Source organism: Roseovarius sp. AK1035 (genome assembly GCF_003288315.1).
GTDB lineage: Bacteria > Pseudomonadota > Alphaproteobacteria > Rhodobacterales > Rhodobacteraceae > Roseovarius > Roseovarius mucosus_A.
The window spans coordinates 401,525-426,039 of the sequence record NZ_CP030099.1 but is presented as its reverse complement, the minus strand read 5'-3'; the positions used below and the strand labels follow the sequence as shown (position 1 = coordinate 426,039).

General features: G+C 60.9%; 27 protein-coding genes and 1 tRNA gene. 13 read left to right on the top strand and 15 right to left on the bottom strand.

The window, feature by feature from the left end:
- Positions 1-2: 2 nt before the first annotated feature.
- Entirely contained in the window at positions 3-620 is a 618-nt protein-coding gene (locus RAK1035_RS02115) for a LysE family translocator (RefSeq protein WP_198133561.1), read from the bottom strand.
- Positions 620-1,423, bottom strand: coding sequence for a uracil-DNA glycosylase (locus RAK1035_RS02110; RefSeq protein ID WP_008279249.1), 804 nt, complete (start codon positions 1,421-1,423; stop codon positions 620-622). Before RAK1035_RS02110 ends, RAK1035_RS02115 begins: the two co-directional genes overlap by 1 nt.
- Positions 1,424-1,602: 179 nt before the next feature.
- Here RAK1035_RS02110 and RAK1035_RS02105 point away from each other — a divergent pair, with 179 nt between their 5' ends.
- The 5 genes from RAK1035_RS02105 to plsY all read left to right on the top strand — a co-directional run bounded on the left by RAK1035_RS02105 (position 1,603) and on the right by plsY (position 5,541).
- Positions 1,603-2,547 carry an aspartate carbamoyltransferase catalytic subunit gene (locus tag RAK1035_RS02105; protein ID WP_037296930.1) on the top strand — a complete coding sequence of 315 codons (945 nt, stop codon included), beginning with the start codon at positions 1,603-1,605 and terminating at the stop codon, positions 2,545-2,547.
- Positions 2,544-3,074, top strand: coding sequence for a hypothetical protein (locus RAK1035_RS02100; protein ID WP_008279247.1), 531 nt, complete (start codon positions 2,544-2,546; stop codon positions 3,072-3,074). Before RAK1035_RS02105 ends, RAK1035_RS02100 begins: the two co-directional genes overlap by 4 nt.
- 20 nt (positions 3,075-3,094) lie before the next feature.
- A complete protein-coding gene (locus RAK1035_RS02095) occupies positions 3,095-3,514 on the top strand; it encodes a hypothetical protein (protein WP_050775721.1) in 420 nt (139 codons plus the stop codon).
- Positions 3,515-3,655: 141 nt separating this feature from the next.
- Complete coding sequence (pyrC, locus tag RAK1035_RS02090) at positions 3,656-4,942, top strand: dihydroorotase (RefSeq protein ID WP_008279244.1); 1,287 nt, start codon at positions 3,656-3,658, stop codon at positions 4,940-4,942.
- Positions 4,933-5,541, top strand: a complete 609-nt coding sequence (gene plsY / locus RAK1035_RS02085) for a glycerol-3-phosphate 1-O-acyltransferase PlsY (RefSeq protein ID WP_008279243.1) — start codon at positions 4,933-4,935, stop codon at positions 5,539-5,541. Before pyrC ends, plsY begins: the two co-directional genes overlap by 10 nt.
- A gap of 274 nt (positions 5,542-5,815) precedes the next feature.
- Here plsY and trhO read toward each other — a convergent pair whose 3' ends face one another.
- Positions 5,816-6,730, bottom strand: coding sequence for an oxygen-dependent tRNA uridine(34) hydroxylase TrhO (trhO, locus tag RAK1035_RS02080; RefSeq protein ID WP_008279242.1), 915 nt, complete (start codon positions 6,728-6,730; stop codon positions 5,816-5,818).
- Positions 6,731-6,805: 75 nt separating this feature from the next.
- On the bottom strand, positions 6,806-7,195 hold the full coding sequence (locus RAK1035_RS02075) for a hypothetical protein (protein WP_112303054.1): 390 nt from the start codon (positions 7,193-7,195) through the stop codon (positions 6,806-6,808).
- 175 nt (positions 7,196-7,370) lie between these two features.
- Here RAK1035_RS02075 and pncA point away from each other — a divergent pair, with 175 nt between their 5' ends.
- Genes pncA through RAK1035_RS02060 form a run of 3 tightly spaced genes read left to right on the top strand, consistent with a single transcriptional unit; the run spans position 7,371 to position 9,376 of the window.
- Complete coding sequence (pncA, locus tag RAK1035_RS02070; protein ID WP_008279240.1) at positions 7,371-7,967, top strand: bifunctional nicotinamidase/pyrazinamidase; 597 nt, start codon at positions 7,371-7,373, stop codon at positions 7,965-7,967.
- Positions 7,968-8,010: 43 nt separating this feature from the next.
- Entirely contained in the window at positions 8,011-8,598 is a 588-nt protein-coding gene (locus RAK1035_RS02065) for a uracil-DNA glycosylase family protein (protein ID WP_008279239.1), read from the top strand.
- Positions 8,591-9,376, top strand: a complete 786-nt coding sequence (locus tag RAK1035_RS02060; protein WP_008279238.1) for an SseB family protein — start codon at positions 8,591-8,593, stop codon at positions 9,374-9,376. Before RAK1035_RS02065 ends, RAK1035_RS02060 begins: the two co-directional genes overlap by 8 nt.
- Before the next feature lie 10 nt (positions 9,377-9,386).
- Here RAK1035_RS02060 and RAK1035_RS02055 read toward each other — a convergent pair whose 3' ends face one another.
- The 10 genes from RAK1035_RS02055 to RAK1035_RS20335 form a co-directional block, all read right to left on the bottom strand.
- Positions 9,387-10,319, bottom strand: a complete 933-nt coding sequence (locus RAK1035_RS02055; protein WP_008279237.1) for a 2-hydroxyacid dehydrogenase — start codon at positions 10,317-10,319, stop codon at positions 9,387-9,389.
- Between the two features lie 5 nt (positions 10,320-10,324).
- Positions 10,325-11,464 carry a rod shape-determining protein RodA gene (gene rodA / locus RAK1035_RS02050; RefSeq protein WP_008279236.1) on the bottom strand — a complete coding sequence of 380 codons (1,140 nt, stop codon included), beginning with the start codon at positions 11,462-11,464 and terminating at the stop codon, positions 10,325-10,327.
- Positions 11,461-13,404, bottom strand: a complete 1,944-nt coding sequence (gene mrdA / locus RAK1035_RS02045; RefSeq protein WP_008279235.1) for a penicillin-binding protein 2 — start codon at positions 13,402-13,404, stop codon at positions 11,461-11,463. The genes rodA and mrdA overlap by 4 nt, the downstream gene beginning before the upstream one ends.
- Positions 13,401-13,940 carry a hypothetical protein gene (locus tag RAK1035_RS02040; RefSeq protein ID WP_037296697.1) on the bottom strand — a complete coding sequence of 180 codons (540 nt, stop codon included), beginning with the start codon at positions 13,938-13,940 and terminating at the stop codon, positions 13,401-13,403. Before RAK1035_RS02040 ends, mrdA begins: the two co-directional genes overlap by 4 nt.
- Positions 13,933-14,862, bottom strand: a complete 930-nt coding sequence (mreC, locus tag RAK1035_RS02035; RefSeq protein ID WP_008279233.1) for a rod shape-determining protein MreC — start codon at positions 14,860-14,862, stop codon at positions 13,933-13,935. The genes RAK1035_RS02040 and mreC overlap by 8 nt, the downstream gene beginning before the upstream one ends.
- A 31-nt stretch (positions 14,863-14,893) precedes the next feature.
- On the bottom strand, positions 14,894-15,940 hold the full coding sequence (locus tag RAK1035_RS02030) for a rod shape-determining protein (RefSeq protein WP_037245879.1): 1,047 nt from the start codon (positions 15,938-15,940) through the stop codon (positions 14,894-14,896).
- A gap of 133 nt (positions 15,941-16,073) precedes the next feature.
- Positions 16,074-17,375, bottom strand: coding sequence for a histidinol dehydrogenase (gene hisD / locus RAK1035_RS02025; protein WP_008279231.1), 1,302 nt, complete (start codon positions 17,373-17,375; stop codon positions 16,074-16,076).
- 103 nt (positions 17,376-17,478) lie between these two features.
- Entirely contained in the window at positions 17,479-17,949 is a 471-nt protein-coding gene (locus RAK1035_RS02020; RefSeq protein ID WP_008279230.1) for a DUF2948 family protein, read from the bottom strand.
- Positions 17,946-19,214: a UDP-N-acetylglucosamine 1-carboxyvinyltransferase gene (gene murA, locus RAK1035_RS02015; RefSeq protein WP_008279229.1), complete on the bottom strand. Its 1,269-nt coding sequence runs from the start codon at positions 19,212-19,214 to the stop codon at positions 17,946-17,948. Before murA ends, RAK1035_RS02020 begins: the two co-directional genes overlap by 4 nt.
- Before the next feature lie 5 nt (positions 19,215-19,219).
- Positions 19,220-19,387: a hypothetical protein gene (locus tag RAK1035_RS20335; RefSeq protein ID WP_008279228.1), complete on the bottom strand. Its 168-nt coding sequence runs from the start codon at positions 19,385-19,387 to the stop codon at positions 19,220-19,222.
- A gap of 85 nt (positions 19,388-19,472) precedes the next feature.
- Here RAK1035_RS20335 and RAK1035_RS02010 point away from each other — a divergent pair.
- The 5 genes from RAK1035_RS02010 to RAK1035_RS01990 all read left to right on the top strand — a co-directional run bounded on the left by RAK1035_RS02010 (position 19,473) and on the right by RAK1035_RS01990 (position 23,759).
- Positions 19,473-19,547: transfer RNA gene (locus RAK1035_RS02010), tRNA-Thr, on the top strand.
- A 90-nt stretch (positions 19,548-19,637) separates the two neighbouring features.
- Positions 19,638-21,200, top strand: a complete 1,563-nt coding sequence (locus RAK1035_RS02005) for a site-specific integrase (RefSeq protein WP_232279146.1) — start codon at positions 19,638-19,640, stop codon at positions 21,198-21,200.
- 507 nt (positions 21,201-21,707) lie between these two features.
- On the top strand, positions 21,708-22,109 hold the full coding sequence (locus tag RAK1035_RS02000) for a helix-turn-helix domain-containing protein (protein ID WP_037296694.1): 402 nt from the start codon (positions 21,708-21,710) through the stop codon (positions 22,107-22,109).
- Between the two features lie 14 nt (positions 22,110-22,123).
- Entirely contained in the window at positions 22,124-22,255 is a 132-nt protein-coding gene (locus tag RAK1035_RS20620) for a hypothetical protein (protein WP_269724439.1), read from the top strand.
- A 745-nt stretch (positions 22,256-23,000) separates the two neighbouring features.
- A complete protein-coding gene (locus tag RAK1035_RS01990; protein WP_008279223.1) occupies positions 23,001-23,759 on the top strand; it encodes a hypothetical protein in 759 nt (252 codons plus the stop codon).
- A gap of 164 nt (positions 23,760-23,923) precedes the next feature.
- Here the strand turns inward: RAK1035_RS01990 and RAK1035_RS01985 are convergent, their stop codons facing one another.
- A complete protein-coding gene (locus RAK1035_RS01985) occupies positions 23,924-24,508 on the bottom strand; it encodes a super-infection exclusion protein B (protein WP_008279222.1) in 585 nt (194 codons plus the stop codon).
- Between the last annotated feature and the right edge of the window lie 7 nt (positions 24,509-24,515).

The window sequence follows — 24,515 nt, the reverse complement described above, 5'->3', positions numbered from 1 at the left end:
GATCAACTCCTTTGCATGAACGCGAGGCGCGCGGCCAACGCCGTAAAGATGGTGGCCGAGGCAAGGCCCAGCCCGCGCGTGAACCTCGGCGAGGTGGCCAATCGACGCCCCAACCCTCCGGCAAAAACCCCGACCGCGCCATTGATCACAAAGCCACCCACCGCAAGGATCAGACCAAAGATCAGAAACTGCGGCAGGATCGCGCGCGCCGGGTCGATGAATTGCGGCACAAAGGCCAGCACAAAAAGGATAACCTTGGGATTGAGCAGGTTCACCAGCATCCCCTCTCGAAAGGCGCGGGCCACGCCCAAAGCAGGCGCATCCGGGCGCATCGGCCCCATCCGCAGCGCGCCCCAAGCCAGCCACAAGAGATAGCCCACCCCCAGCCAGCGAATAATGTCGAGCAGAACCGGCAAGGCGGCAATCGCGGCGGCCAACCCCAGCCCCGCAAGGGTCACATGTACTATGCCCCCCGCCGAAATCCCGGCACTTGCCGCCAGCGCCGAACGTGGCCCCGACCGCAACCCCAGACCGAGGCAGAACATCATATCCGCCCCCGGCGTGAGGTTCAGCGCAAGACCCGCCGGGATGAACGCCAAAAGGGTCAAAGGATCGACGATCACGCGCCCGCCTCCCGCAACCGCGCCTTGAGTGCCAATAAATCCGCCCAGGCCTCGCGCTTGGCCGCAGGGTTGCGCAACAGATAGGCCGGGTGAAACATCGGCAAGGCCGGTTTGCCATAGGCTTCGGCCCACTGCCCGCGCAGCCGCGTGATCCCGCGTTGGCCCAACCCCGCCTCACAACTGATATTGCCCATCAGCACGATCACTGCCGGATTCACCAACGCCACATGCCGCGCCACAAAGGGCCGCATCATGGCGATTTCCTCTGCGTTCGGATCGCGGTTCTGCGGTGGCCGCCACGGCAGAACATTGGTGATATAGACCGCGTCTTGCGGCGCTTGCGCCCCACGGCTCAGCCCAATCGCCTGCACCATCCGGTCCAGCAATTGCCCCGCCCGACCGACAAAGGGCTTGCCCTGCTGATCCTCGTCTCGCCCCGGCGCTTCACCGATGATCATCACCCGCGCCGCAGGATTGCCATCGCCGAACACCAGATTGCGCGCCCCGCGCCTCAGGTCGCAATGCGGATAGGCCCCAAGGGCCGCGCGCAGCCCCTCCAAATCCATGGCCGCCGCCGCTGCTGCGCGCGCAACCTCTACCGGATCAACGCCCGCGCCCAGGCTTGGCGCTGTCAGCGCGGCGGGTTTGGCCTCTGTCTTGGGCACCGCCGCCGGCTTTGCGACTTTCTCGGGCAGCTCATACCGATTGATGGGCGCATCGCCAATCGCCTCGGTCGCGCCAAGCTCGATCTGCCAGATCAGACTGGCCAAGGCATCATGGGGGCTGAGCATCGATTCCATGCGCCAGACGCTACCCCGTGGCGCGCCCCGGTGAAAGAGCCATGATCGCGCAGCTTTGGCCCGTCGGGAATTTGAGTATCTGCAGAACGACGAAAGGCAATCACCTGCGCGCAATCCGCGCCTTGCCCTGCGACACCTGCGGTCTTACAAAGCAGGGCGGAACGGCTCTGGAGGGCGGCATGACATTTCCACACGCGCATCTTCTGGGGATCGAGCCGCTGTCCCCGGCGGATATCACCGCGATCCTTGATCTGGCCGAGGAATACGTGACCCTCAACCGCAGCGCCACCAAACATGGCGATGCCTTGGCGGGGCTCACGCAGATCAATATGTTCTTCGAGAATTCCACCCGCACACAGGCCAGCTTTGAGCTGGCAGGCAAGCGCCTTGGCGCGGATGTGATGAACATGGCGATGCAGGCCTCCAGCCTCAAAAAGGGCGAAACCCTGATTGATACCGCCCTCACGCTCAACGCCATGCACCCCGATCTTCTGGTGGTGCGCCATCCCCATTCCGGCGCGGTCGATCTCTTGGCGCAAAAGGTGCGCTGCGCGGTGCTCAATGCGGGCGACGGGCGGCATGAACACCCCACTCAGGCGCTCTTGGATGCGTTGACGATCCGCCGCGCCAAAGGGCGGTTGCACCGGCTGACCATCGCCATCTGCGGCGACATCGCGCATAGCCGTGTTGCGCGCTCGAATATCCTCCTGCTGGGCCGGATGGAAAACCGCGTCCGCCTCATCGGCCCGCCCACGCTCATGCCCGCTGGCATCGACGCCTTTGGCGTCGAAGTCTATGACGACATGCGCCGCGGGCTAGAGGGCGCTGATGTAGTGATGATGCTGAGGCTGCAAAAGGAACGCATGGATGGCGGCTTTATCCCGTCAGAGCGCGAATATTACCACCGCTACGGGCTCGATGCCGAGAAACTGGCCCATGCCAAGCCCGACGCCATCGTCATGCATCCCGGCCCGATGAATCGCGGCGTTGAAATCGACGGCGAGATTGCCGACGACATCAACCGCTCGGTCATTCAGGATCAGGTCGAGATGGGCGTCGCCGTGCGCATGGCCGCGATGGACCTTCTGGCGCGCAACCTGCGCGCCCGCCGGGCGGCGGCATGAGCACGGTTCTGCGCATCCCCGCCGGTGAGGCGCATGTCGTGCGCCTCTTTGCCGTGGACGAGGATCGCGCCAAACCCCATGCTGATGATGCCATCCTTGCCGCGCTGGGCGCAGGCCCGCTCAAGACGTCGGAAATCGAGCTTTTCGATCTGGCGGATCTGCAAGGCATGACGCTCACCGATTATCTGGCCGATGGGCATGGCATCGCCGCCGCTGAACTTTCCCCCATGCAGCCTCAGGTCAATGGCCTGAAGGGTCGCGTGCTGATCCTGCCCTCACGCGCCTTTGAAGGGCGCGCTCAGGAAATGCGCCCGCGCGCGCCCCTGCGCCTTGTCGCGCGCTTTTCCGAAGAGGTGGCGCCGGTGCGTTTCACCCCCCTGCCTACCGGCAGCGCCGAGGGCCTGCTCACCCCCCGCGCCAATGCCCGCCCGCAGGGTGCGGGGCGGTTGCGGCTCATGGCCTTTGCCGTGCTGGCGCTCATGGCCATCGGCGCGGCCGTCGCCATTGGCCTTGCGGTGAAACTATGAGCGAGGGGCTCATTCATTCCATGACCCCCACCACCCCGCTGGCAGAGGGTGAGCACGTGATCACAAGCTTTCACCCCGACCGTGCCGCCTATCGCCGTGACCATGCTTGGCTTGCGGCGGGGGCCATGGCGCTTGGCATGGCGATCCTCTGGGCGATTGGCAATCCGCATGTCTGGACCGGGGCCGTGGGCGGGCTTGCCGCGATTGCCGTGCGGGGGTTTTATGTCGCCTCCGACGAGTTGAAGGCACGCTGGGATCTGACCGACCGGCGGCTCCTTGGCCCCCAAACCCGCGTTGTGCGGCTCTCAGAGATCAAGACGGTCCGGGGCTTGGGCAGCGCCGTGCAGGTGATCACCGCCACGGGCGACAAGCACCTGATCAAATATCAGGCCGACCGCGCCGGCACCGAGGCGCGGATACGCGCCGCCGCAGGACTATAAGAGGACAGGATGCAGGAACCCAAAGACCCACGCATGTCCGGCAAGATCGCGATGTTGGCCCTTCTGGTGATCGCCGCCCTGACCGTGGTCATGGTCTGGGTGGCGGGATGAGCCGTGCCAAAGCCGAAAGAAAGTAACCGTATGACCCAAACCCTTTTCACAAACGCCCGCCTGATTGATCCCGAGGCAGGAACGGATGCTCCCGGCTGGCTCCTGATCGACAAGGGCGTGATTGCCGCGCGCGGCACGGATGCCCCACCGCAGGCCGAGGTCGTGATGGATTGCAGCGGCCATTGTCTTGCCCCCGGTATCGTCGATATCGGCGTCAAGGTGTGCGAACCGGGCGAGCGGCACAAGGAAAGCTATCGCTCTGCGGGCCTTGCGGCGGCGGCGGGCGGTGTGACCACGATGGTCACGCGCCCCGATACATCCCCCGCCATCGACAGCCCCGAGGTGCTGGAATTCGTGGCCCGCCGCGCCAATGAGGCCTCGCCGGTCAATGTGCTGGTCATGGCCGCACTGACCAAGGGGCGACAGGGCCGCGAGATGACCGAAATCGGCTTTCTCATGGACGCAGGCGCTGTGGCCTTTACCGATTGCGACCATGTGGTCAGCGATACCAAGGTTCTCAGCCGCGCACTGACCTATGCCCGATCGCTTGGCGCGCTCGTCATCGGCCATCCCCAAGATCCCGGCCTGAGCGCCGGTGCGGCGGCCACCTCTGGCAAATTCGCCTCGCTCCGCGGTCTGCCTGCCGTCTCGCCCATGGCCGAGCGGATGGGGCTGGACCGTGACATCGCCCTTCTGGAAATGACCGGCGCGCGGTATCACGCCGACCAGATCACCACAGCCCGCGCGCTGCCCGCCTTGGCCCGCGCCAAGAAGAACGGGCTCAATATCACCGCAGGCACGTCCATCCACCACCTCACGCTCAATGAACTCGACGTGTCGGATTACCGCACCTTCTTCAAACTCAAACCGCCGCTCCGCTCCGAGGATGATCGCCAAGCGGTGATCGAGGCGCTGCGCGAGGGGCTGATCGACATCATCTCCTCCATGCACACGCCGCAGGACGAGGAATCCAAACGCCTGCCCTTTGAAGAAGCGGCGAGCGGTGCCGTGGCGCTTGAAACCCTGCTGCCCGTCGCACTCCGGCTTTACCATGCCGAGGCGCTCGATCTGCCCGCGCTCTTTCGCGCCATGTCGCTCAACCCCGCCAAACGTCTGGGGCTGGCTTCGGGGCGGCTCAGCATCGGCGCGCCTGCCGATCTGGTGCTTTTTGATCCGATGAAACCCTTCGTGCTCGACCGCTTCGCGCTCCGGTCAAAATCCAAGAACACCCCCTTTGATGGCGCGCGCCTGCAAGGTAAGGTCTGCGCAACCTATGTCGCAGGCACCCGCGTATATGAGGCCGACACATGCCCCTGATCGAAACCACCACCACTTTGCTGATCCTCTGGGCCGTGATCGGCTATCTCTTGGGCTCCATCCCCTTTGGGATGGTGCTGGCGCGGGTCATGGGGCTTGGCAACCTGCGCGAGATCGGATCGGGCAATATCGGGGCCACGAATGTCTTGCGCACCGGCAACAAAACCGCCGCCGCGCTCACCCTTCTTCTCGATGGTGGCAAGGGGGCTGTGGCGGTGCTCTTGGCGCGGGCCATGGCCGGCGAGGATGCGGCGCAACTGGCGGCGCTCAGCGCCTTTCTTGGCCATTGCTACCCGGTCTGGATCGGGTTTCGCGGCGGCAAGGGGGTGGCAACCTTTCTGGGAATTTTCCTTGCCCTCGCATGGCCCGTGGGTCTGGCCTGCTGCGCCACATGGCTGGTGACGGCGCTGGTCACGCGGGTCTCGTCCAAGGCCGCGATCATGGCGGCGGCGCTCTCGACCGGCTGGATGGTGGTGCTGGGATACGGCACGGGCATGCTTCTGGCCTTCGTGCTGTCTCTGCTGGTCTTCTGGCGGCACCGCGACAATATCGCCCGGATCAAGGCGGGAACAGAGCCGAAGATCGGGCAAAAGGGGTAGGGGGACGGCCCAGCGATCCGCGCGGCGGCGCTTCGCGCCTTGTTCCGCGCGGGGGGGGTTAACGGACATTCGCCCCAATCACCGTCGCGCGGAACCGAGGTGCCGCAGGCACCGCCGCGCAGCGCCCGACCGCCCCCTCGGGCGGGCGCTTTTGCAACGTATCGCCTCAGCGAGAACGCGGAAGAGTTGGCAGGCATAAAGTGCCCATCACTTCTGTTGCTGCGCCCACCCGGCGGTCGGGCACCGCGCAGCTTGCGACAAGAGGCACCGCTTCTCACCCCTCGTGAACAATCTTGATATGCCGCGCGCCCCGCGCCTCGGCCAGACCCATCTGCTTTTGCCGCTCACGAAACCGCGCCTTGTCGTCGTCGCTGGTCTCGTTCACGCAGTGATGACAGGCGACGCCCTCTTCATACTCGGGCCGGTCCATATCGGCAGGCAGGATCGGCCGCCGACAGGCATGGCACAACCGATGCGGCCCTTCCTTCAGCCCGTGCCCCACCGACACGCGCCCATCAAACACGAAACACTCCCCGCGCCACGTGCTCTCCGCTTCCGGCACCTCTTCGAGATATTTCAGAATACCGCCCTTGAGGTGATAGACCTCCTCCACCCCCTGTCCCAAAAGGTAATTGGTGGATTTCTCACAGCGAATGCCGCCCGTGCAGAACATCGCGATCCGCTTGTTGTGAAAGCGGTGCTTGTTTTCCTCCCACCACGCCGGGAAATCGCGGAATGTCGCCGTCTGCGGATCAACCGCCCCCTCAAAGGTGCCAATCGCCACCTCGTAATCATTCCGCGTGTCGATCACCGCCACATCCGGACTGCGGATCAGATCATTCCATCCGGCAGGCTCAACATAATGCCCGACCCGCGCGCGCGGATCGACATCCGGCTGCCCCATGGTCACAATCTCTTTCTTCAGCCGCACCTTCATCCGGCGAAAGGGCTGCGTTGCCGTCGCGCTTTCCTTCCATTCCAGACCGTCGCAGCCGGGCAGGGCGCGGATATGCGCCAGCACAGCAGAAATCCCCGCCGCAGGCCCGGCAATCGTGCCATTGATGCCCTCGCGCGCGAGCAAGAGCGACCCGCTGATCTTTTCCGCGTCGCACAGCGCCTGCAACGGCCCCTGCACGGCGGCGGGATCGTCAAAGCGGGTGAAATGATAGAGGGCTGCAATCTTGTACATGCCGCGCGATTTACGCCCCCGCGCAGGCCCTCGCAAGAGGGCATTCCGACGCTTTTGGCCTGCAAGGGCCGCGCGTCACCCCGCCCCTTCCGAGATCAAAAGCTCTGTCGGCTGGCCGCCAATTCCATAAACCCGCACCCAGATATAGCGGCTTCGCCCTGACAGTACCCACTCGGGCAGATATTCAGAACCGGGCATGATGCGACAGCGCCCGGCAATTCGGGCGCGCATCTCGCGCGAGGCAAAGACCGGGTCCGATTGATCGCCGTCATGGCGGATGCCAAAGCGGTGAAAATTTGCCCGGTCTTGCTGAACAACCGCGCAGAAATCCCCCAATCGTTGCCCTTGCGAATTCCGCATATCCTCGACCCCGAGAGAGGTGTAATATTCCGCGATCAACTCTTGCGCGACACTAGGCGATGCGGTCAGACATGCCCCAAAAATCATGGCTAGAATGCGTTTCATGTTTTTCCCCTGCTGAAAATGACGATCCCGAATAGTTGCGTTCAGACTGGCATGTTCTGCATTGAGGGGCAACTTTGAGGGTATCGCACCGGTCGACACGCGGCAGAATAGACGGCGCGAGGTGATTGACGCCCGTTTCCATGGCCCTTACCTCTGCGCTTGAAGGAGCCATGCTATGACATCTGCCCTCATCGTGATCGACCTGCAAAATGATTTCTGCCCCGGTGGCGCGCTCGCCGTTCCAGAGGGGGATCAGATCGTGCCCGGCATCAACGCCCTCATGCCGGAATTCCCGGCAGTGATCCTCACACAGGATTGGCATCCCTCGGGCCATTCCTCCTTCGCGTCCTCGCATCCCGGAAAATCTGCCTATGAAATGACCGAGATGCCCTATGGCCCCCAAGTGCTCTGGCCCGACCATTGCGTTCAGGGCAGCCATGGGGCCGCCTTTCACCAAGATCTGAACACAGCGCGCGCCGACCTCATTCTGCGTAAAGGGTATAATCCCGCCATCGACAGCTATTCGGCGTTTTTCGAGAATGACCGCGCCACCCCGACCGGGCTGCATGGCTATCTGCAAACGCGCGGTATCACCGACCTCACCATGGTCGGCCTCGCCACCGATTTCTGCGTCAACTACTCAGCGCTCGACGCCGCCCGGCTGGGCTACCGCGTCACCGTCCGGCGCGATCTGGCGCGCGGCATCGACCTTGGCGGATCACTGGCGGAGGCAGAGGCGGGGATGACGGCGGCGGGGGTGACCCTCTTATGAGGGCCGACCTTACAAAATCACCTTACAAAACGTAAGGTTCGTCATGTCCGACCTCACCGCCGAGATCCGCGCCTGTCGCCTCTGCGCGGACCGTTTCGCAGCCACGCACACCGCGCATGCGCCCCGCCCCGTGGTCTGGTTTCAACCCACGGCGCGACTGCTTATCGCCGGACAGGCACCGGGGCTGCGGGTGCATCAATCGGGCAAGCCATTTGATGATCCTTCGGGGGACCGGCTGCGCGATTGGCTGGGGCTAAATGCCTGTGAATTCTACGATAAATCCCGCGTGGCGATCGTGCCGATGGCCTTTTGCTTTCCGGGCTACGATGCCAAGGGATCAGATCTGCCGCCGCCGCGCATCTGTGGCCGCACATGGCACGTCCGCGTCATGCAAGCCTTTGAAAACGTGAGGTTAACCGTGCTTGTCGGCGGCTATGCCCACAAGTATCACTTGGGCGTCAAGACCGGTGTAACTCAAACCGTTCAGGCATGGCGCGACTATGCACCGCGGATTTTCACCTTGCCGCATCCCTCGTGGCGCAATACCGCTTGGCTCAAGAAACATCCGTGGTTCGAGGCCGACGTTCTGCCGGAATTACGCGCACAAATTCAAAGGGTTATCCATGACTGACCTGACCCCGCTCGACATCGCTCATGCCGCGATGGAGGCGGCCCCCGAGGACGCCACCGCCCGCTTGCGGTTTTACGAGACCTTGGCGGCAAGCGAGCTGTATCTCTTGCTCAAATCCGAGGTAGATGGCGACCAACTCGACCCGGAAGTATTTGATTTATCAGATCATTCTTTCGTTCTCGTGTTTGATCGCGAAGACCGCTTGGCGCAGTTTGCAGGCCGCATCGTGCCCTACGCGGCACTCAGTGGGCGCAGTATCGCGACCATGCTGGCGGGGCAGGGGGTGGGCCTTGGTGTCAATCTCGACGTGGCACCTTCCTCCATCCTGCTTCCGCCAGAGGCGGTGGATTGGCTGGCAGAAACCCTCTCCGATGCCCCCTCAGAGATCGAGGCAAAGCCGGAAAAGCTAAGCGCGCCCAAAGGCTTGCCCGAAAACCTCTTGATTGCACTCGATGCGCGACTGGCCACGATGGCAGGGCTCGCGGACCTCGCCTATCTCGCCCGCGTGACCTATGACACCGGTGCGCAGGGGCATTTGCTGGGCTTTGTCGGGGCGGACCCGCAGGCGCAAAGCGCCTTGGCCCGCGCCGTGTCCGAGGTGCTGATCTTTTCGGGGCTTGAGGCGGCCGCACTTGATGTGGCCTTCTTTGCCGCCTCCGATCCGGTCGCGGCACGTCTGGCACACTGCGGATTGCGCTTTGATCTGCCCGAACCGCCCCGGCCAACGGTCCGCGCGGCACCCGGCTCTGACCCGGATAAACCGCCACTTCTCAGATAGTTAGCTGGGTTCAATACCCTTTGCTGCGATCCACCAGATGCAAGAACGGCTCACCTGCCTCACCGCGCCGGACATTCTCGATGATCACCCGCGCCGCCGTGATGGCCCGCGTTTCAGAGGCGATATGCGGCGTTACCGTCACACGTGGATGCGCCCAATAGGGATGCGCGGGCGGCAACGGCTCTACCCGGAACACATCCAGCGTGGCATGTCCGATATGCCCTGCGTCCAACGCAGCCAAAAGCGCATCATCGTCTATCAGTGGCCCGCGTCCAGGGTTCACGATCATCGCGCCCTCTGGCAGAAGGGCCAGCCGTTCGGCGTTTAAAAGGTTTTCGGTCTCAGCTGTCAAAGGCAGCAAAAGCACAAGGATTTCAGCGCTTTGCAACGCCTTGAGCAGCCCATCATCCCCCGAAAGACAGGCGATGTCCGACACCTCGCGCGGGCTTCTGCTCCAGCCCGTAACCGGAAACCCAAGACCGCGCAGCGCCTTGGCGCAGGCCTGCCCCAGAACGCCCAGCCCCAACACGGTAACCGGGCGATCCTCGGCCAGAGGGGGGATGGTCTTGCGCCAGACCCCGTCTTGTCCAAGAATATGCGCATCCATCCCCAGATGATGCCGCAGCACATGGCCCGTGACCCATTCCACCATCCCTTGCGTCAGCCCATGATCGACCATCCGCGCCAACGGAACCTTTAGCGTTTGATTTCCAACGATATTCTCTACCCCAGCCCAGAGGTTCAGAACCGCCTTGAGGCGCGTATAGGGGGTAAAATCCTGCACCGCGCTATTGGGCGCGTAGATCATGTAATCCACCTCTTCGGGGGGCAGATCAAGCGCGAGGTTCGCCGTGACACCTGCCTCAGAGAGGGCTGATTTCAAAGGGTTTTCATAGATGTCCCACTGCTCGGGCCGAGCAGCAAAAAGAATATTGGGTGTCATTTGTCCTACCTTGGTTTGTGAATATGCGCGCTCTGGACAAGGCCAAAACCGACCATGAGCACAAGCATCGCCGATCCGCCATAGCTGACCAGTGGCAGCGGCACCCCGACCACGGGCATAAGGCCCATGACCATCGCCATATTAACGGCGAAGAACAGAAAAAACGTCATCGCGACCCCGAGAATGAGCAGGGATGAATAGCGATCCTTGTTACTGAACGCCGCAGAGACGCAGAACACAAGGATCAGCGTATAAAGTCCCAGAATGGAAATCCCGCCGATAAAACCGAATTCCTCGGCAAGGGTGACGAAGATAAAGTCCGTATGCTTCTCTGGCAGAAAGTTGAGCCGCGATTGCGTACCCTGCATAAAGCCCCGCCCAGTCCAGCCGCCAGAGCCAAGAGCGATCTTGGATTGGGTGATGTGATAGCCCGCGCCAAGTGGATCATTGTCGGGATTGAGAAAGGTGTCGATCCGGCGATATTGATAATTTTCAAGCAGTTGCCAATCGGTGCCGCGGCTTTCGAACACTGCAAACACAAGCGCGACCACCGCGAGGATGACCGTGGCGAAATAGGCCCAATGCACCCCCGCCACAAACATAACCACCCCTCCTGCCGCCAACAGCAGGATCGAGGTGCCAAGGTCAGGCTGACGCAGCACCAGAGCCACCGGGGTCAGGATCAGCCCCACCGGGATCAACACCCAAATGGGCCGTGATACCCGCGACATCGGCAACCAATCGTAATAGGCGGCCAATAGCATCACGAGCGTGATCTTGACCAATTCCGAGGGCTGAAGTCGCATAAACCCAAGGTCGATCCAGCGCTGTGCGCCCTTGCCCTCCACCCCGACCAGCGCCACGGCAATCAACAGGGCCAGGGAAATGAGATAGGCAAGCAGCGACATGTTCCGCCAGAACCAGATTGGGACCATGGCCACGATCAGCATCACCGCCAACCCGAGGGCAAAGCGTTTCATTTGCGGCTCTGCCCAGATTGACAGGTTTCCGCCCGCAACCGAGTAGAGCATCAGAAATCCCACGCCCGCAACAGTGCAGAGCAAGAGCACCAGTGGCCAGTTGAGGTACAGGATCTTGCGTGCGCCAGACGGGGCGGTCTTGATGGAGTGCTCGAGATAGCTCATGCGCGGTCGCTGTCCTCTGGTGTCGGTCGAGAGCGGGCCGCGCGCAGTTTTTCCTGTTGTGCCTTGATCCGGGGGCGGTCGGCCTCGGGATAGGCGGCCAGCGGTGGGTCCTCGCCATAGAGCGCTTGAAGGGTGATGTCGCGGGCAATCGGTGCTGCCGCCGTTGAACCGCCGCCGCCATGTTCCACCACAACTGCCACGGCATATTTTGGGGCATCATAGGGTGCAAAGCTGACAAAAAGCGCGTGATCGCGCTGTTCGCGGGGCAGGGCATCGTTGCTGAGCACGCCTGTCGCCCGCTCACCGGTCGAGATGTTGCGCACCTGGCTTGTGCCGGTCTTGCCCGCAAGGCGAAAGGCATCCTCGATGATGCGGCTGCGATAGGCGGTGCCACGGTTGCTGTTGGTGACGGCATACATCGCGCGCCGCACCTCGCGCAGAAGGTTCTCGTTCAGGCCCATAGGCTCGCCATGGCCTGAGGGCTGCTCGACCCCGTCGATGGATTTGACCAGTCGGGGCGTCACGCTTCGGCTGGTGGCCAAACGTGCGGTCATTACCGCCAGTTGCAGCGGCGAGGCCAGCACGAATCCCTGTCCGATCGAGGCATTGGCGCTGTCCCCCACAACCCACGGCTCGCCACGATTGGCCACTTTCCATTCGCGGGTCGGTGCTAACCCTTTGGCAACACTGGTCATGGGTAGGTCGAACTGCACCCCAAGACCAAGCCTCTCGGCCATCGCGCTGATATTCTCGATACCGGTCCGCAGGGCGAGTTCGTAGTAATAGACGTCGCAACTTTCGCGCAACGAAAGGTGGAGGTCCATGTTGCCGTGCCCGCCGCGTTTCCAACAGTGAAAGCGGCGGCCACTGATTTCCAGATGGCCGGGGCAATAGACCGTATCCTGAAGCGAGACATCCCCCGCCTCAAGCGCCGCAAGCGCTGTCACCATCTTAAAGGTAGAGCCCGGAGGATAGATGCCCTGCACTGCCTTGTTGGGCAGGGGGCGATAGGGATCGTCCAGCAAGGCGCGATAATCCGCAACCGAGATACCACGCACAAAGAGGTTGGGATCGTAGCTGGGCGAAGAGGCACAGGCCAGAATATCGCCTGTCTCACAGTCGATCATCACCACGGCGGCGCTCTCGCCATCTAGGCGGGCATTGGCATAGGTTTGCAATTCGTTGTCGAGCGTCAACTGGATATCCGAGCCGGGTTGCCCCTCTTGGCGGTCCAATTCGCGCATCACGCGCCCGGCGGCGTTCACCTCAACCCGTCGCGTGCCCGCAGAGCCACGCAAGAGGTTCTCACGCTGCGCTTCAAGCCCGATCTTGCCGATCTGGAAACGAGGCAAGCGCAAAAGCTGTTCTGGCGCGTCGATCCGATCCAGATCGCGGTCGCTGACTGGCCCGACATAGCCCACCACATGGGCATGATCATCCCGCAGCGGATAGCGGCGAGACAGCCCCACCTCTGGATGAACACCGGGTAAGGCAGGGGCATTGACCGCAACCCGGCTGATATCCTCCCAGGTGACACGATCGGCCACTGTCACAGGGGTATCGCCACGCAGCTCTTTTAACTCGCGACGGGCCTTTTCCAGCTCTCCGGGGTCCAACTCGACCAAACGCGCCAGCCGGGCGATCACCTCGTCCACGTCCCGCGCCTGTTCGCGGATCATGGTGATCCTGTAGCTGGGCACATTCTCGGCGATGATCCGACCTTCGCGGTCAAAAATCCGCCCGCGCGTGGGGGGGATCAGTTGAATGTTGATGCGGTTCTCGTCAGCCAAGAGGCGGAACTGATCGGCCTGTTCCAACTGCATATACCGCATGCGCAGCGCAAGCGCGCCCATCACGCCCAGTTGTAGCCCGCCCACGACCAGCCCGCGCCGGGTGATCCGACGCTGGCTCTCGGCGGTATCGCGGGGCGGGCGCCTCATGGCCGCATCCCCGCAGGATCAAGATCACCGGGCGCACGTTTGCGCACACCAAACAGGGCATGTGACAGAAAGGCGATGGCAGGGTAGGCGATCAAGGTAGACATCAGTTGCATGAGGCTCAGACCGAGCGGTGCCTGATCCACCATCAGAATGGCCAAGATAACGCGGTTCGCCACGGTCATCACGATCATGGAACTGGCGACCGAGGCCCATTCTGCCGCAAATGTCAGATCGCGCAAAGCGGATGCACGATTGCGTAGGGTCTGCGTGCCGATCACCATCAGTGCCGCCCACAGGCCCGGTGGGCGCTGCAACATAAAATCAAGTCCAAGTGCCACCAGCCCAACCAACAGCACCGGCACATAGTCAGGCCGGCGCACCGCCCAAGCAAAGGTCAGCGCCATCACCAGATCGGGCCCGGCCCATTTCGGCGGCGTATGCGCCAACGGCAAAAGATGCAGAAACAGAAGGGCAATACAAAGCGCCAGATAAAGCGCACGCATGACCCAGGCACGAGGCAAGAGCGCATCAACCATTCTCAGCCTCCGCCGCTTCGGTCGCATCTGGGGCGGTCTCGGGATTCTCGCTGCCGGGCAGGCTTGATGGGGAAATCAGCCGTCCGGGGTCGGTCAGGCGCTCGTTCTCGTAACTGCGCAGCACGCGCAGAAATTCCAGCCGCTCGTAATCTGCGGAGATCCGCACGCGCATCCGCCCGCCGGGATCTTCGGCCAATTGACCGACCAGCAAGCCCGCCGGAAACACCCCGCCATCGCCCGAGGTCAGCACCCGATCGCCGGGGCGTACCTGATCCGGGGCTTCAACGAAATCGACCACCGGTGCGATGGAATTGTCGCCAATGATCAACGCACGCTGTCCCGAGGGCTGGATCGTGACGGGGATCCGGCTCGAGGTGTCGGTCAGCAGGATTACCCGCGCAGTGTTCCGCCCGACGCCGGAAATCCGCCCCACCAGCCCCAGACCGTCCATCGCAGCCCAGCCATCCTTGATGCCATCGCGCGCGCCCACGTTGATCAATACGGATTGCCGAAAGGGCGACCCGCTGTCGGCCATGACCACGCCCGTCACAAATGTCAGGCGCGGGTCAAGTTGCACATTGTTGAGGTCCAAGAGGCGCGCGTTTTCCTGCTCCAGCTGCAGCGCGGCCTCTTTCCACGCTTTCATCTGTTGCAACTCGCGGCGTAGATCCTGATTTTGCTGATACATGCGCTGATAGCTCTGGAAATCGCGCAAGATATTCACCGCCCCGGTGACCGGTGCCATCGCCCAGTCGAATGAGGGCACGACCCGATCCACCACCTGCGCGCGAAATCTTTCGACCCGCGGGCTGTCGATCCGCCAGACCAGGAAGATGCCGAGCAGACACAACAGGAGGACCCCCAGAAGCAGGCGCTTCAGCGGGCCACTGTAATCCTCGCCTTGTCCGCGGTCTCTCGCCACGAAATCCCCCTTTTAGGCAAAGGTGGGTGGTTCAGCTGTCGTAGTCAATCGCGTGGCGCAACTGCTTTTCAAACTCAAGCGCTTTGCCAGTGCCAAGTGCCACGCAATTGAGACTGTCATCCGCAATGGATACGGCCAGCCCGGTTTGTTCGCGCAGCGCCAGATCAAGATCGCCCAAAAGCGCGCCCCCGCCCGTCAGCATCACGCCACGGTCTACGATATCCGCCGCCAGATCGGGTGGTGTCGCCTCAAGCGCGGTCATCACCGCCTCGCAAATCTGTTGTACGGGTTCGGCGAGCGCCTCGGCGATCTGCGCTTGGCTGATCTCGATTTCCTTGGGCACGCCATTGAGCAGGTCACGCCCGCGCACATGCATCGACGTGCCGCGCCCGTCGTCGGGCATACGGGCCGTGCCGATGCTGGTCTTGATCCGCTCAGCCGTGGATTCACCCACCAGCAGGTTTTGCTGGCGACGCAGATAGTTGATGATCGCCTCGTCCATCCGGTCGCCCCCAACACGCACCGAGCGCGCATAGACGATATCGCCAAGGCTGAGCACCGCGACCTCGGTCGTGCCGCCGCCGATATCAACCACCATGTTCCCGGTGGGATCTGTGATCGGCATGCCTGCACCAATAGCGGCGGCAATGGGTTCTGCGATCAAACCCGCCCGGCGCGCGCCCGCAGAGAGCACTGATTGCCGGATCGCGCGCTTTTCCACCGGTGTCGCCCCGTGCGGCACACAGACGATGATCTTGGGCTTGGAAAAGGTTGAACGCTTGTGCACCTTGCGGATGAAATGCTTGATCATCGCTTCGGCGGTGTCAAAGTCGGCGATCACACCTTCGCGCATCGGCCTGATGGCCTCGATGCTGCCGGGGGTCCGCCCCAGCATCAGCTTGGCATCCTCGCCCACGGCCAGCACTTTGCGAACTCCGTCCTTGACGTGATAGGCCACAACCGAAGGCTCGCTCAGGATGATCCCGCGCCCCTTGACGTAAACCAGCGTGTTGGCCGTGCCCAGGTCAATCGCCATGTCTGATGAAAACAGACTGGGAATCCTATCAAATATAGACATATGCGCCTGTGCCCTGTCGCCCGAAATAATGATGAGCCCCGCGACTCGGGGGTCCGGGGCATCTGTCCTTATAGTGGGCGTGCCGCAGGGGCGAAAGGGGCAGTTTCGGACCAACCGGCGTCAAATCGCCGTTTCAGCCGTTGAGATGGTCCAATCTTGCCCGCACCGACAGGCCATGCGCCTCAAGGCTCTCAGAGATGGCCAGGGTTTCGGCGGCGGGGCCAATGGCGCGCAGGGCTTCCGGTGTCATCCGGGCCAAAGTGGTGCGCTTTAGGAAATCCATGACCGACAGGCCAGACGAGAACCGGGCCGAGCGCGCAGTGGGCAAAACGTGATTGGGGCCACCGACGTAATCGCCGATCGCCTCAGGCGTCCACGCCCCGAGAAATATCGCTCCGGCATGAGTGATTTGCGCCGACAAGGCGTCAGGATCGCTCACGCACAGCTCCAAATGCTCTGGCGCAATGCGGTTCGAGAGGGTGGCTGCGGTGGCCATGTCGGGCACCAGAACAATCGCGCCGTAGTCGCGCCAGCTTGCCCCTGCGATGGCGCGCCGTTCCAGCGTTTCGAGGTGGCGGTCAATGGCGGCGCTGACCGCTTCGGCCAACTCGGCATCGTCCGTGATCAGGATGGCTTGCGCGCTTTCGTCATGTTCAGCTTGGCTCAGCATGTCGAGCGCGATCCAGTCTGGGTTCTGCCCCCTGTCCGCAATCACAAGGATTTCCGAGGGACCAGCGATCATGTCGATGCCCACTTTGCCAAACACCCGGCGCTTGGCGGCGGCGACAAAGGCATTACCGGGTCCGGTGATCTTGTCCACCGGGGCAATGCTCTCGGTGCCATAGGCAAGCGCTGCAATCGCCTGTGCGCCGCCGATGCGGTATATTTCATCTACGCCCGCGATCTGCGCGGCCAAAAGCACCAGCGGGTTCGCCTTGCCATCTGGCGTGGGAACGACAATCGCCAGCCGTTCCACCCCAGCCACCTTGGCGGGAATGGCGTTCATCAGCACGGAGGAGGGGTAAGAGGCCAAGCCACCGGGAACATAAAGCCCCGCCGCCGAGACCGGCGTCCAACGCCAGCCCAGCATCGCGCCGCTCTCTTCGGTCCAGCTGGCATCCTCGGGCATCTGCCGCGCGTGATAGGCGCGGATGCGCTCTGCCGCAAGTTCCAGCGCGTCCCGCTCGGCCGGGGGCACTTCGCCAATAAGCTGCACGATTTCCTCGGGCGAGAAGCGCAGCGTTTCAGGTGTCAGCGCGACACGGTCGAAGCGCTCGGTCAATGCAATCACTGCTGCATCCCCCCGTTGCCGCACATCCGCGATGATGCCCGCGACGATATCGTCTACATCCGGACTGTCTTCGCGCTTGGCGCTGAGCAACTCCGCAAAGCGGGCTTCGAAATCGGGCGCGGTGGCGTCAAGCGTGATTGGCATGGCGGTTCCTTTCGCCGGGGGACATAGCGGTGCGTGGCCACTGTCTCAAGCCCCGGTCTTCTTCTTGGTCCAAATACTCAAATTCTGCGCTATGCCAAGCGTCTCAGCTCTCGTGGTGCGGCACCTTGCCTGATGGCGCGCGGTAGGGCCGCGTCACATCTTTGAGCGTGACTTCGAGCGCCTCGACCTCTAGGCGCAACGCGCCGTCACCCGCCAGCGTCAAAAGTACATGACCCGCCCCCTCCGACCCCGGCTCAAAGGTGATCGCGAGCAACGACAGGATCGTGTCTTTGTCATGCCGGTTGATGCCTTGGCTGGCCACGCGCAGCACATTGTCCACCACCAAGAGCGCCTGCACCCGCTCCGGCCCATGTCGCTTAAGCCCCTGATCTTCCCAACGAAAGCGGTTGAGCAAAAGGCCAAAGCGCCGCTGGCCCGGTCGCCACGTCATCTCGGTGATGGGAAAGACCGCGTCTTGTGCGAGCGATGAGATGACCTTTAGGTCGTCCTCTTCTATCGCGCCCAGATTAAGAGGGGCTTCGCGCCCGTCTTCGAATTTGGCGTCTTCGGTCATTTGCCACTGATCCTTTCGATCTTGGCGCCGACGTTGCCCAGCTTTTCCTCGACCCGCTCGTAGCCGCGATCAAGGTGATACACCCGGTTGACGATGGTTTCGCCTTCTGCCGCCAGCCCCGCAAGAATGAGCGACACCGAGGCGCGCAGATCGGTGGCCATCACCGGCGCGCCCTTGAGGCGATCAATGCCGGTTACGGTGGCGGTGCCGCCATGCACGTCGATTTTCGCACCCATTCGCATCAGTTCCGGTGCATGCATGAAGCGATTTTCAAAGATACGCTCTTCCAGTACCGAGGTGCCTTCGGCGGTGCACATCAGCGCCATCATCTGCGCTTGCAGGTCTGTGGGGAAGCCCGGAAACGGCTCTGTCACTACATCGACAGCGCGCACTTTGCCATTCTTGCGGCTGACCTTGAGACCCGCGTCAGTTTCGGTGACGCTGATGCCCGCCTCTTCAAGTTTGTCACAAAAAGCGCCCACAAGATCCCGCCGTCCGCCGAGGCATTCTACCTCACCTCCGCAGATCGCCGGGGCCAACATATAGGTCCCAAGCTCGATCCGGTCGACCACCACGGGATGCGTCGCACCTCCAAGCCGGTCTACCCCCTGAATGGTAATCGTGCCTGTGCCTTCGCCTTCGATTTGCGCGCCCATGCGGCGCAGGCAGTGGGCCAGATCAACGATCTCAGGCTCGCGCGCAGCATTCTTGAGCACGGTCGTACCTTTGGCCAAGGTCGCCGCCATCAGGGCGTTTTCCGTGGCCCCGACCGAGACGATGGGGAATTCGAACATTCCCCCCTTCAGGCCGCCGGGGGCCTTGGCATGTACATAGCCTTCGCGCAGGTCAAGTTCGGCACCCATCGCCTCCAATGCGCGCAAATGCAGATCAACGGGCCGCGCTCCGATGGCGCATCCGCCCGGCAGCGAGACCACAGCATGACCATCCCGCGCCAGCATTGGCCCCAGCACGAGGATCGAGGCCCGCATCTTGCGCACGATGTCATAGTCGGCGACGTGGTTGTTCAGATTATGCGACGACAGCGCCAAAACTTGACCACCCTGCATCTGCACCACCTCTGCGCCCAAGGATTGCAGCAGCGTTGTCATTGTCTTGATATCCGACAGGCGCGGCGCATTGGTCAGGGTCAACGGCTCATCGCTTAGCAATGTGGCGGGCATCAGCGTCAGACAGGCATTCTTGGCCCCCGCGATGGGAATTTGTCCTTCAAGCGGCCCATTGCCTGTGACGACGATCGAATCCATCTGCTCTACCCCTCATCCTTTGTACCGGTTGGCTTTGGCGTGGACAGGCCGTCCGCCTTGGCGCGTACCTGCGCCTTACGCCGTGCGAGATTGGCCTTCAACGCCGATTTCAGCCTGTCCTCGCGGCTTGGGCTCTGTTTCGCGCCTTTATCCGGTGTTTGTTTTTTGCTCATGGCTCTCTCTTACAGGAGGTGTGAAAAACCGTCCAGTTACCCCTTGCGCCATCAGCGATTAGCGTCTAATCAGCGCGCCACACGTGCTGCTGTAGCTCAGTGGTAGAGCGCGTCATTGGTAATGACGAGGTCGGGAGTTCAATCCTCCCCAGCAGCACCAGTGTATCCCCTTGAAATCAAATAAAACCCTTGCAAGCAAAGGCGTTTACCCGTTCTGTGGTTACAAATTTGGTTACAACGGGCAATCGTCATGGCAGGCAAAGTCAGAAATATGGTGAACCGCAGTGGGCGCTATCATGCCCGGCTGGTAGTGCCGAAAGACCTACGCGGAATCATTGGCAAGACTGAGCTGCGCACCCCTTTGGGTGGTGACTACCGTCAAGCACTCAAGTTGCTGCCCGGCGCGGTAGCGCAGCTTCAACACCAGATTGGCCTTGCCGAACAGAAGGCCGGGGCAGGGCGACCGCAGACTGGCCCGGCGCGCTATCCCCTTGCACCTGACCAGATCGCCCATAGTCTTTACATGCAGCGGCTGGCCTTTGATGATGTGCTGCGCAATGATCCGCGCTATCCTGCAATAGGCATTGATGACCGACTGGTGCAGCGCTTGCGCGCGGCTATTTCAGGTAGCGCAGACGATGCAGAGCTGGCCGATCTGGTGGGTGCGCAAATAGATCGTTTCCGCGCCGCTGGGAATCTCGACGCGAAACCCGGCAGCACTGAATGGCGCGTGATCGCCCGTGCCGTATGCAGTGCAGAGCTTGAGGCGCTGGCAAGGGTCGCAGAGCGCGATGAAGGGGATTTCACTGGCACCCCAACCGCGCCGATCATCGTGAACGCGCAACCCCCGCAAGACCAGCCTGTGCCGGTCAGTCTCAAGCGCCTATGGGCTGACTATGTGCAGATGCGCATGCAGTCGGGTTCAATGCGCGACGGTGGCAAACGGCAAGGCGCTGTCATCGAGAACCTGCGCAAATTCGTGAAGCATGACGACGCAGCGCGATTGACGAAGAAGGATATTATGGCATGGCGCGACCATCTCAGAACGTCACTTGCCGCAAAAACGATAAGCGATGTTCATTTGTCAACGGTGCGATCTTTGCTGAATTGGGCCGTCGAGAATGACCGCTTGCCCGAGAACGTTGCGGTCACGGTGAAACAAGCAAAGTCGCGCAAGACCTATGGGCGCGAGCGCGGCTATACCGATGCGGAGGCGGTCAAGATTCTGAAAGCGTCACGGTCATATGTGCGCACGGCGGACGCTTCCGGATACATCCGCGAGTCTGAGAAATCCGCGAACCTGAAAAGGTGGGTGCCGATCATTTCTGCATTTAGCGGCGCGCGCGTTTCCGAAATTACTCAATTACGGAAAGAGGATATTCGAAAAGAAGGAGATCAATGGATTATCCGGATTACGCCAGACGCTGGGACAGTGAAGGCGGGGGATTACCGCGACGTGCCGTTGCATCCGCAGATCATCGCGGAAGGGTTCCCGCATTTCGTGCAAGACGCAAAGCCCGGCCCTCTGTTTCACAGCGCAACCGACCCCAAGAAATTCAAGGGCGCAGCGGCGATTGTGTCAAGTAGGCTGGCGCAATGGTTAAGCCATTCCGGGGTTAAACCTGAGGGATTGCAGCCTAATCACGCATGGCGGCACCGCTTCAAAAGTCAGTGCATCGAGCTTGGGATCTCGCCACGCATTTATGACGCCATTCAAGGGCATGCCGGGAAAACCGCATCCGATGGCTATGGTGACGTGAGCCTGAAAGCCAAGATCGACGCAATCGGGAAGTTGCCTACTTATGCGTTATAGTCGGGTCGCAGCTTGCCTATGCTGCATGGGTCACTCGTCGGGTCGGATACGTACCGGCAAACGAACAACGCATCGTATTCTCACTGACTAGGTGTAATCGTGCGATGCTTTCACGCCGACATTGATGAAGCTATTCCTTCCGCCGCCAACATAATCAAAGGGCTGCCAGTATAAGCGCTGGTAGGACCAGCATTCCTGCACAAATGATACCAATCGAAATTCCTAGGCCTTTGAACATTTTACGGTTTCCCATCTCTGATGACTTCCTTTTGCCCGAGATAGAGCGAAGCGACGAGGACCAATGTGGCAGGCTGACACATTTCGCTTGAGCTCTCCCCAAATCGCTCTGAAGTTCGATTTTTCCAAATCACATTCGGGTCGTGTTCCATCAAGCTTGGTGGTGTCGAACATCACGGGTTTTCTCATCCTGCCGAACAGCCCCATTCATATATTTCTATAATGAATTCAGCAGCATGTGCTGCGCATCTGATTGAGAGAGACCCAGAGATGTCCAAGAAACCGCATCAAGACACCCAGTTGGCGCATTTTGTCGAGCGCCGCATTTTAGAGTTGAGAACCAAGAAAACACAGGGCGAGATCGCCGCGCAGGCGGGCTTCAACAACGCCAATATGGTCACGATGATCAAACAGGGAAAGTCCAAGGCAGCGCTCGACCGTATTCCGGGCTTGGCGCGCGCCCTGGAGTGTGACCCGGCTTATCTTATGCGGCTTGCTTTGGAGCAAGCGATCGGCCGGACCGCTGCTACTGCACTGATCGAGATCTTCGGAGAACCCGTCACTGAAAACGAGACGACTTGGATCAAGGCGATCCGCACAGCGTCCGACAACAGCGATCCGCGCATGACCAGCCGGTCGCAGGCAGCGATCAACGCAATCTTTGGGAAGTGAGCGAGATGCTGCAGATGAAAGATCTCACTGAGAACGAACGCAGCTGGCTCGAATTCCTGCGGATGATCAGTCTGGAGGGCGACCCGGCACCGACCTTGCGGCGGGTGCAGCTCCTGCGGCGTATATGTGAGGCTAGGAAGGCGTAGGAGAAATGGGCGTGTATCCCCGGCGAGGAATGGCTGTGTATCCGTCCCTCGCCGGATCCCGTTTGATGGAGTCCATGAGGTTGCCAAAGGTTTACCTGATGGAAATAGTGGGAAACCTTCAGGTCGCGAACTGAGGGGAAAGTTCGCCGCGAATTGTCTAAAGTGGTCATGGAAGGTTGTCGCTAAGTTTACCTTAAGTTGACAAAATCAATCGTAAATGACGTTTTTCTGGGCCTTGGTGGAAACGATTTCGACCAGAAATGCCAATAAAATAAAGAGAAACGTCAAAACGAAACCTCGGGAGCAGGGCGTGAAAAACGATCACATACTGGCGCACTGTCAGGCGCATCGTCATTTCGTCGAGACATGCGGATCGCAGTCATGGACCATCCCAGAGCGCCGGGCAGTGGTTCTTCACACTGATGATGCATCGAGCGTGCTTAGAGACCGTGATATGGTGCCGTGGCGAGGCGCTTTGTCAGCGTGGATGGTGGATGAGTGGGAGAGGAACCTGACGACGATTTGGTCGAAGTGAGGATGATGTATGGGAGCGTGGTAAGGTCGGCGCGCGCCATGCGCAGCGGTCAGCTGGCCGTGACGGCACTCCTGATGTAAAAGAGGAGAGAGCACGGCCCACAACTGCCCTTCCGAGTTAAGCCGTCAAGCCTCAGTGCGGCTCATCGAAAAAGCCATGCGCGGCAAGAGCACAATCTCACGGCTAGCGAATTCACACTGTGCGGACATCATGGAACTGCGGCGCGGCCTGTGGCAACATCCTGCCATGATCGAATTCCGCACCCTCGCCGATGACCATCCCGACCTTGCGCATTCTCCGCTGCTTCGGGGCGCTCTGCTGACCCTGCAATATGCACAGGAGCACGGATCAATCGGTCTGACCAAAAACAAGGCCTTCAAGCGCGTCTTTGTCCATTGGGCCGTCGCGCATTTTGACTGGCCGGGGCGCAGCGCCGAAGAGATGTTCCGCTACAACAAGGTGATCAACGAGTATGAGTTTCCCCCGCTCGAAGTTCTACATTTTCTGCTGATTTCCCTGCGCTTGGGGCGCCACTACAAGGGCGAGTTCCGGTTGACCAAACGTGGCACAGAGCTGGCGCAAGCCCCTGGCCGCCTCTTTGCCGAGCTGATCCCATATTTTATCCTCCAGATCGATCACGCGTCTTACGCGCGCTTCGATGACCGCCCTTTCGGAAAATGGGACGTCTGGATGAATGTGATCAACGTAGAAGCTGATCCTGGCACGACCGAGGCTGCCTTGTTCGAAACCTTCTACGGTGAGCCGCAAGATTGGCACACCGCTGGGTGGCGCGAGATGGCCGCGTTCTCATCTTGCGTGCTGCGACCGCTCGAATGGGCGGGATTGTTGATCGAGACCCGCGAAGACGGCACTGGCGGGAACGTCTGTCATGTGTTCAAGACCCCGCTCTGGCGCAGCGCGCTCAAGCTTGATACAGACAACATGCTCCAACCGATGTCTGTTCACTAAGACGGATTTCAACACTTCCGAGACGCGACGCTGCTTGGTTATAACCGGCCCATTGCGGACATCCAACGGCCAAACAAATCGCTGTGGCGCGGCCCTCCATTGTGGACCTTCTCTGCGCGCGCAAAAAAACATAGCAATCTTGACTGTACAAATCGCGGAACAAATTAGCTCCAAGAGCGCCAATCTGTAGATCGGTGCACAATCTCGCGGACCTCATCCTCAAACCGTACAGAATTCCTAAAATCCTCGGGCATGCGTTCGTAACCACGCTCTGCAACAAGATCGTAAAGCGCGTCGGGCATATAATGATGCGCCTCGTGCAGTGTTTGGACGCCCGATATCAAACCCAAGGCATTCTTCTGTCTGAGCGACACCATGACATGGTTATCATAGCTAGCTTTGATTGTTTTGGTGCCACCTTGGGTCATTGCCCATAGCACACAAAGTTCGTCTAGGTTCAGAGAATAGAAAGTCTTTTCGATGTTCTCTTGGTAAGCGATCTCGAGTGCCCTTCTTCGGAAGGGGGCACGGATAGTGGAAACCGTCCAAATTACTATTTCCAAGATCAAAATTGCTGAGGCCAAAAAGAAGACCAGCAGAATTTGTGTCTGGTAGGCGTCTGTAAACTCGGGTTGTTCCAGCCCCAACCGCTCGATGGGAACAAACAATAGTGCTCCACTAAACAAAAACAGCACAAGGGCCATTTTTGGTGATTTCAAAGCCTGAAAGAACTGGGTGATGAATTCCATGAAAACT

What these genes read in the sequence shown, in the direction of transcription:
- RAK1035_RS02110 (WP_008279249.1), bottom strand. Translation starts at nt 1,423, where the DNA reads ATGGAATCGATGCTCAGCCCCCATGATGCCTTGGCCAGTCTGATCTGG.
- RAK1035_RS02105 (WP_037296930.1), top strand. Translation starts at nt 1,603, where the DNA reads ATGACATTTCCACACGCGCATCTTCTGGGGATCGAGCCGCTGTCCCCG.
- RAK1035_RS02100 (WP_008279247.1), top strand. Translation starts at nt 2,544, where the DNA reads ATGAGCACGGTTCTGCGCATCCCCGCCGGTGAGGCGCATGTCGTGCGC.
- RAK1035_RS02095 (WP_050775721.1), top strand. Translation starts at nt 3,095, where the DNA reads ATGACCCCCACCACCCCGCTGGCAGAGGGTGAGCACGTGATCACAAGC.
- pyrC (WP_008279244.1), top strand. Translation starts at nt 3,656, where the DNA reads ATGACCCAAACCCTTTTCACAAACGCCCGCCTGATTGATCCCGAGGCA.
- plsY (WP_008279243.1), top strand. Translation starts at nt 4,933, where the DNA reads ATGCCCCTGATCGAAACCACCACCACTTTGCTGATCCTCTGGGCCGTG.
- trhO (WP_008279242.1), bottom strand. Translation starts at nt 6,730, where the DNA reads ATGTACAAGATTGCAGCCCTCTATCATTTCACCCGCTTTGACGATCCC.
- RAK1035_RS02075 (WP_112303054.1), bottom strand. Translation starts at nt 7,195, where the DNA reads ATGAAACGCATTCTAGCCATGATTTTTGGGGCATGTCTGACCGCATCG.
- pncA (WP_008279240.1), top strand. Translation starts at nt 7,371, where the DNA reads ATGACATCTGCCCTCATCGTGATCGACCTGCAAAATGATTTCTGCCCC.
- RAK1035_RS02065 (WP_008279239.1), top strand. Translation starts at nt 8,011, where the DNA reads ATGTCCGACCTCACCGCCGAGATCCGCGCCTGTCGCCTCTGCGCGGAC.
- RAK1035_RS02060 (WP_008279238.1), top strand. Translation starts at nt 8,591, where the DNA reads ATGACTGACCTGACCCCGCTCGACATCGCTCATGCCGCGATGGAGGCG.
- RAK1035_RS02055 (WP_008279237.1), bottom strand. Translation starts at nt 10,319, where the DNA reads ATGACACCCAATATTCTTTTTGCTGCTCGGCCCGAGCAGTGGGACATC.
- rodA (WP_008279236.1), bottom strand. Translation starts at nt 11,464, where the DNA reads ATGAGCTATCTCGAGCACTCCATCAAGACCGCCCCGTCTGGCGCACGC.
- mrdA (WP_008279235.1), bottom strand. Translation starts at nt 13,404, where the DNA reads ATGAGGCGCCCGCCCCGCGATACCGCCGAGAGCCAGCGTCGGATCACC.
- RAK1035_RS02040 (WP_037296697.1), bottom strand. Translation starts at nt 13,940, where the DNA reads ATGGTTGATGCGCTCTTGCCTCGTGCCTGGGTCATGCGTGCGCTTTAT.
- RAK1035_RS02030 (WP_037245879.1), bottom strand. Translation starts at nt 15,940, where the DNA reads ATGTCTATATTTGATAGGATTCCCAGTCTGTTTTCATCAGACATGGCG.
- hisD (WP_008279231.1), bottom strand. Translation starts at nt 17,375, where the DNA reads ATGCCAATCACGCTTGACGCCACCGCGCCCGATTTCGAAGCCCGCTTT.
- RAK1035_RS02020 (WP_008279230.1), bottom strand. Translation starts at nt 17,949, where the DNA reads ATGACCGAAGACGCCAAATTCGAAGACGGGCGCGAAGCCCCTCTTAAT.
- murA (WP_008279229.1), bottom strand. Translation starts at nt 19,214, where the DNA reads ATGGATTCGATCGTCGTCACAGGCAATGGGCCGCTTGAAGGACAAATT.
- RAK1035_RS20335 (WP_008279228.1), bottom strand. Translation starts at nt 19,387, where the DNA reads ATGAGCAAAAAACAAACACCGGATAAAGGCGCGAAACAGAGCCCAAGC.
- RAK1035_RS02005 (WP_232279146.1), top strand. Translation starts at nt 19,638, where the DNA reads ATGGCAGGCAAAGTCAGAAATATGGTGAACCGCAGTGGGCGCTATCAT.
- RAK1035_RS02000 (WP_037296694.1), top strand. Translation starts at nt 21,708, where the DNA reads ATGTCCAAGAAACCGCATCAAGACACCCAGTTGGCGCATTTTGTCGAG.
- RAK1035_RS20620 (WP_269724439.1), top strand. Translation starts at nt 22,124, where the DNA reads ATGAAAGATCTCACTGAGAACGAACGCAGCTGGCTCGAATTCCTGCGG.
- RAK1035_RS01990 (WP_008279223.1), top strand. Translation starts at nt 23,001, where the DNA reads ATGGAACTGCGGCGCGGCCTGTGGCAACATCCTGCCATGATCGAATTC.
- RAK1035_RS01985 (WP_008279222.1), bottom strand. Translation starts at nt 24,508, where the DNA reads ATGGAATTCATCACCCAGTTCTTTCAGGCTTTGAAATCACCAAAAATG.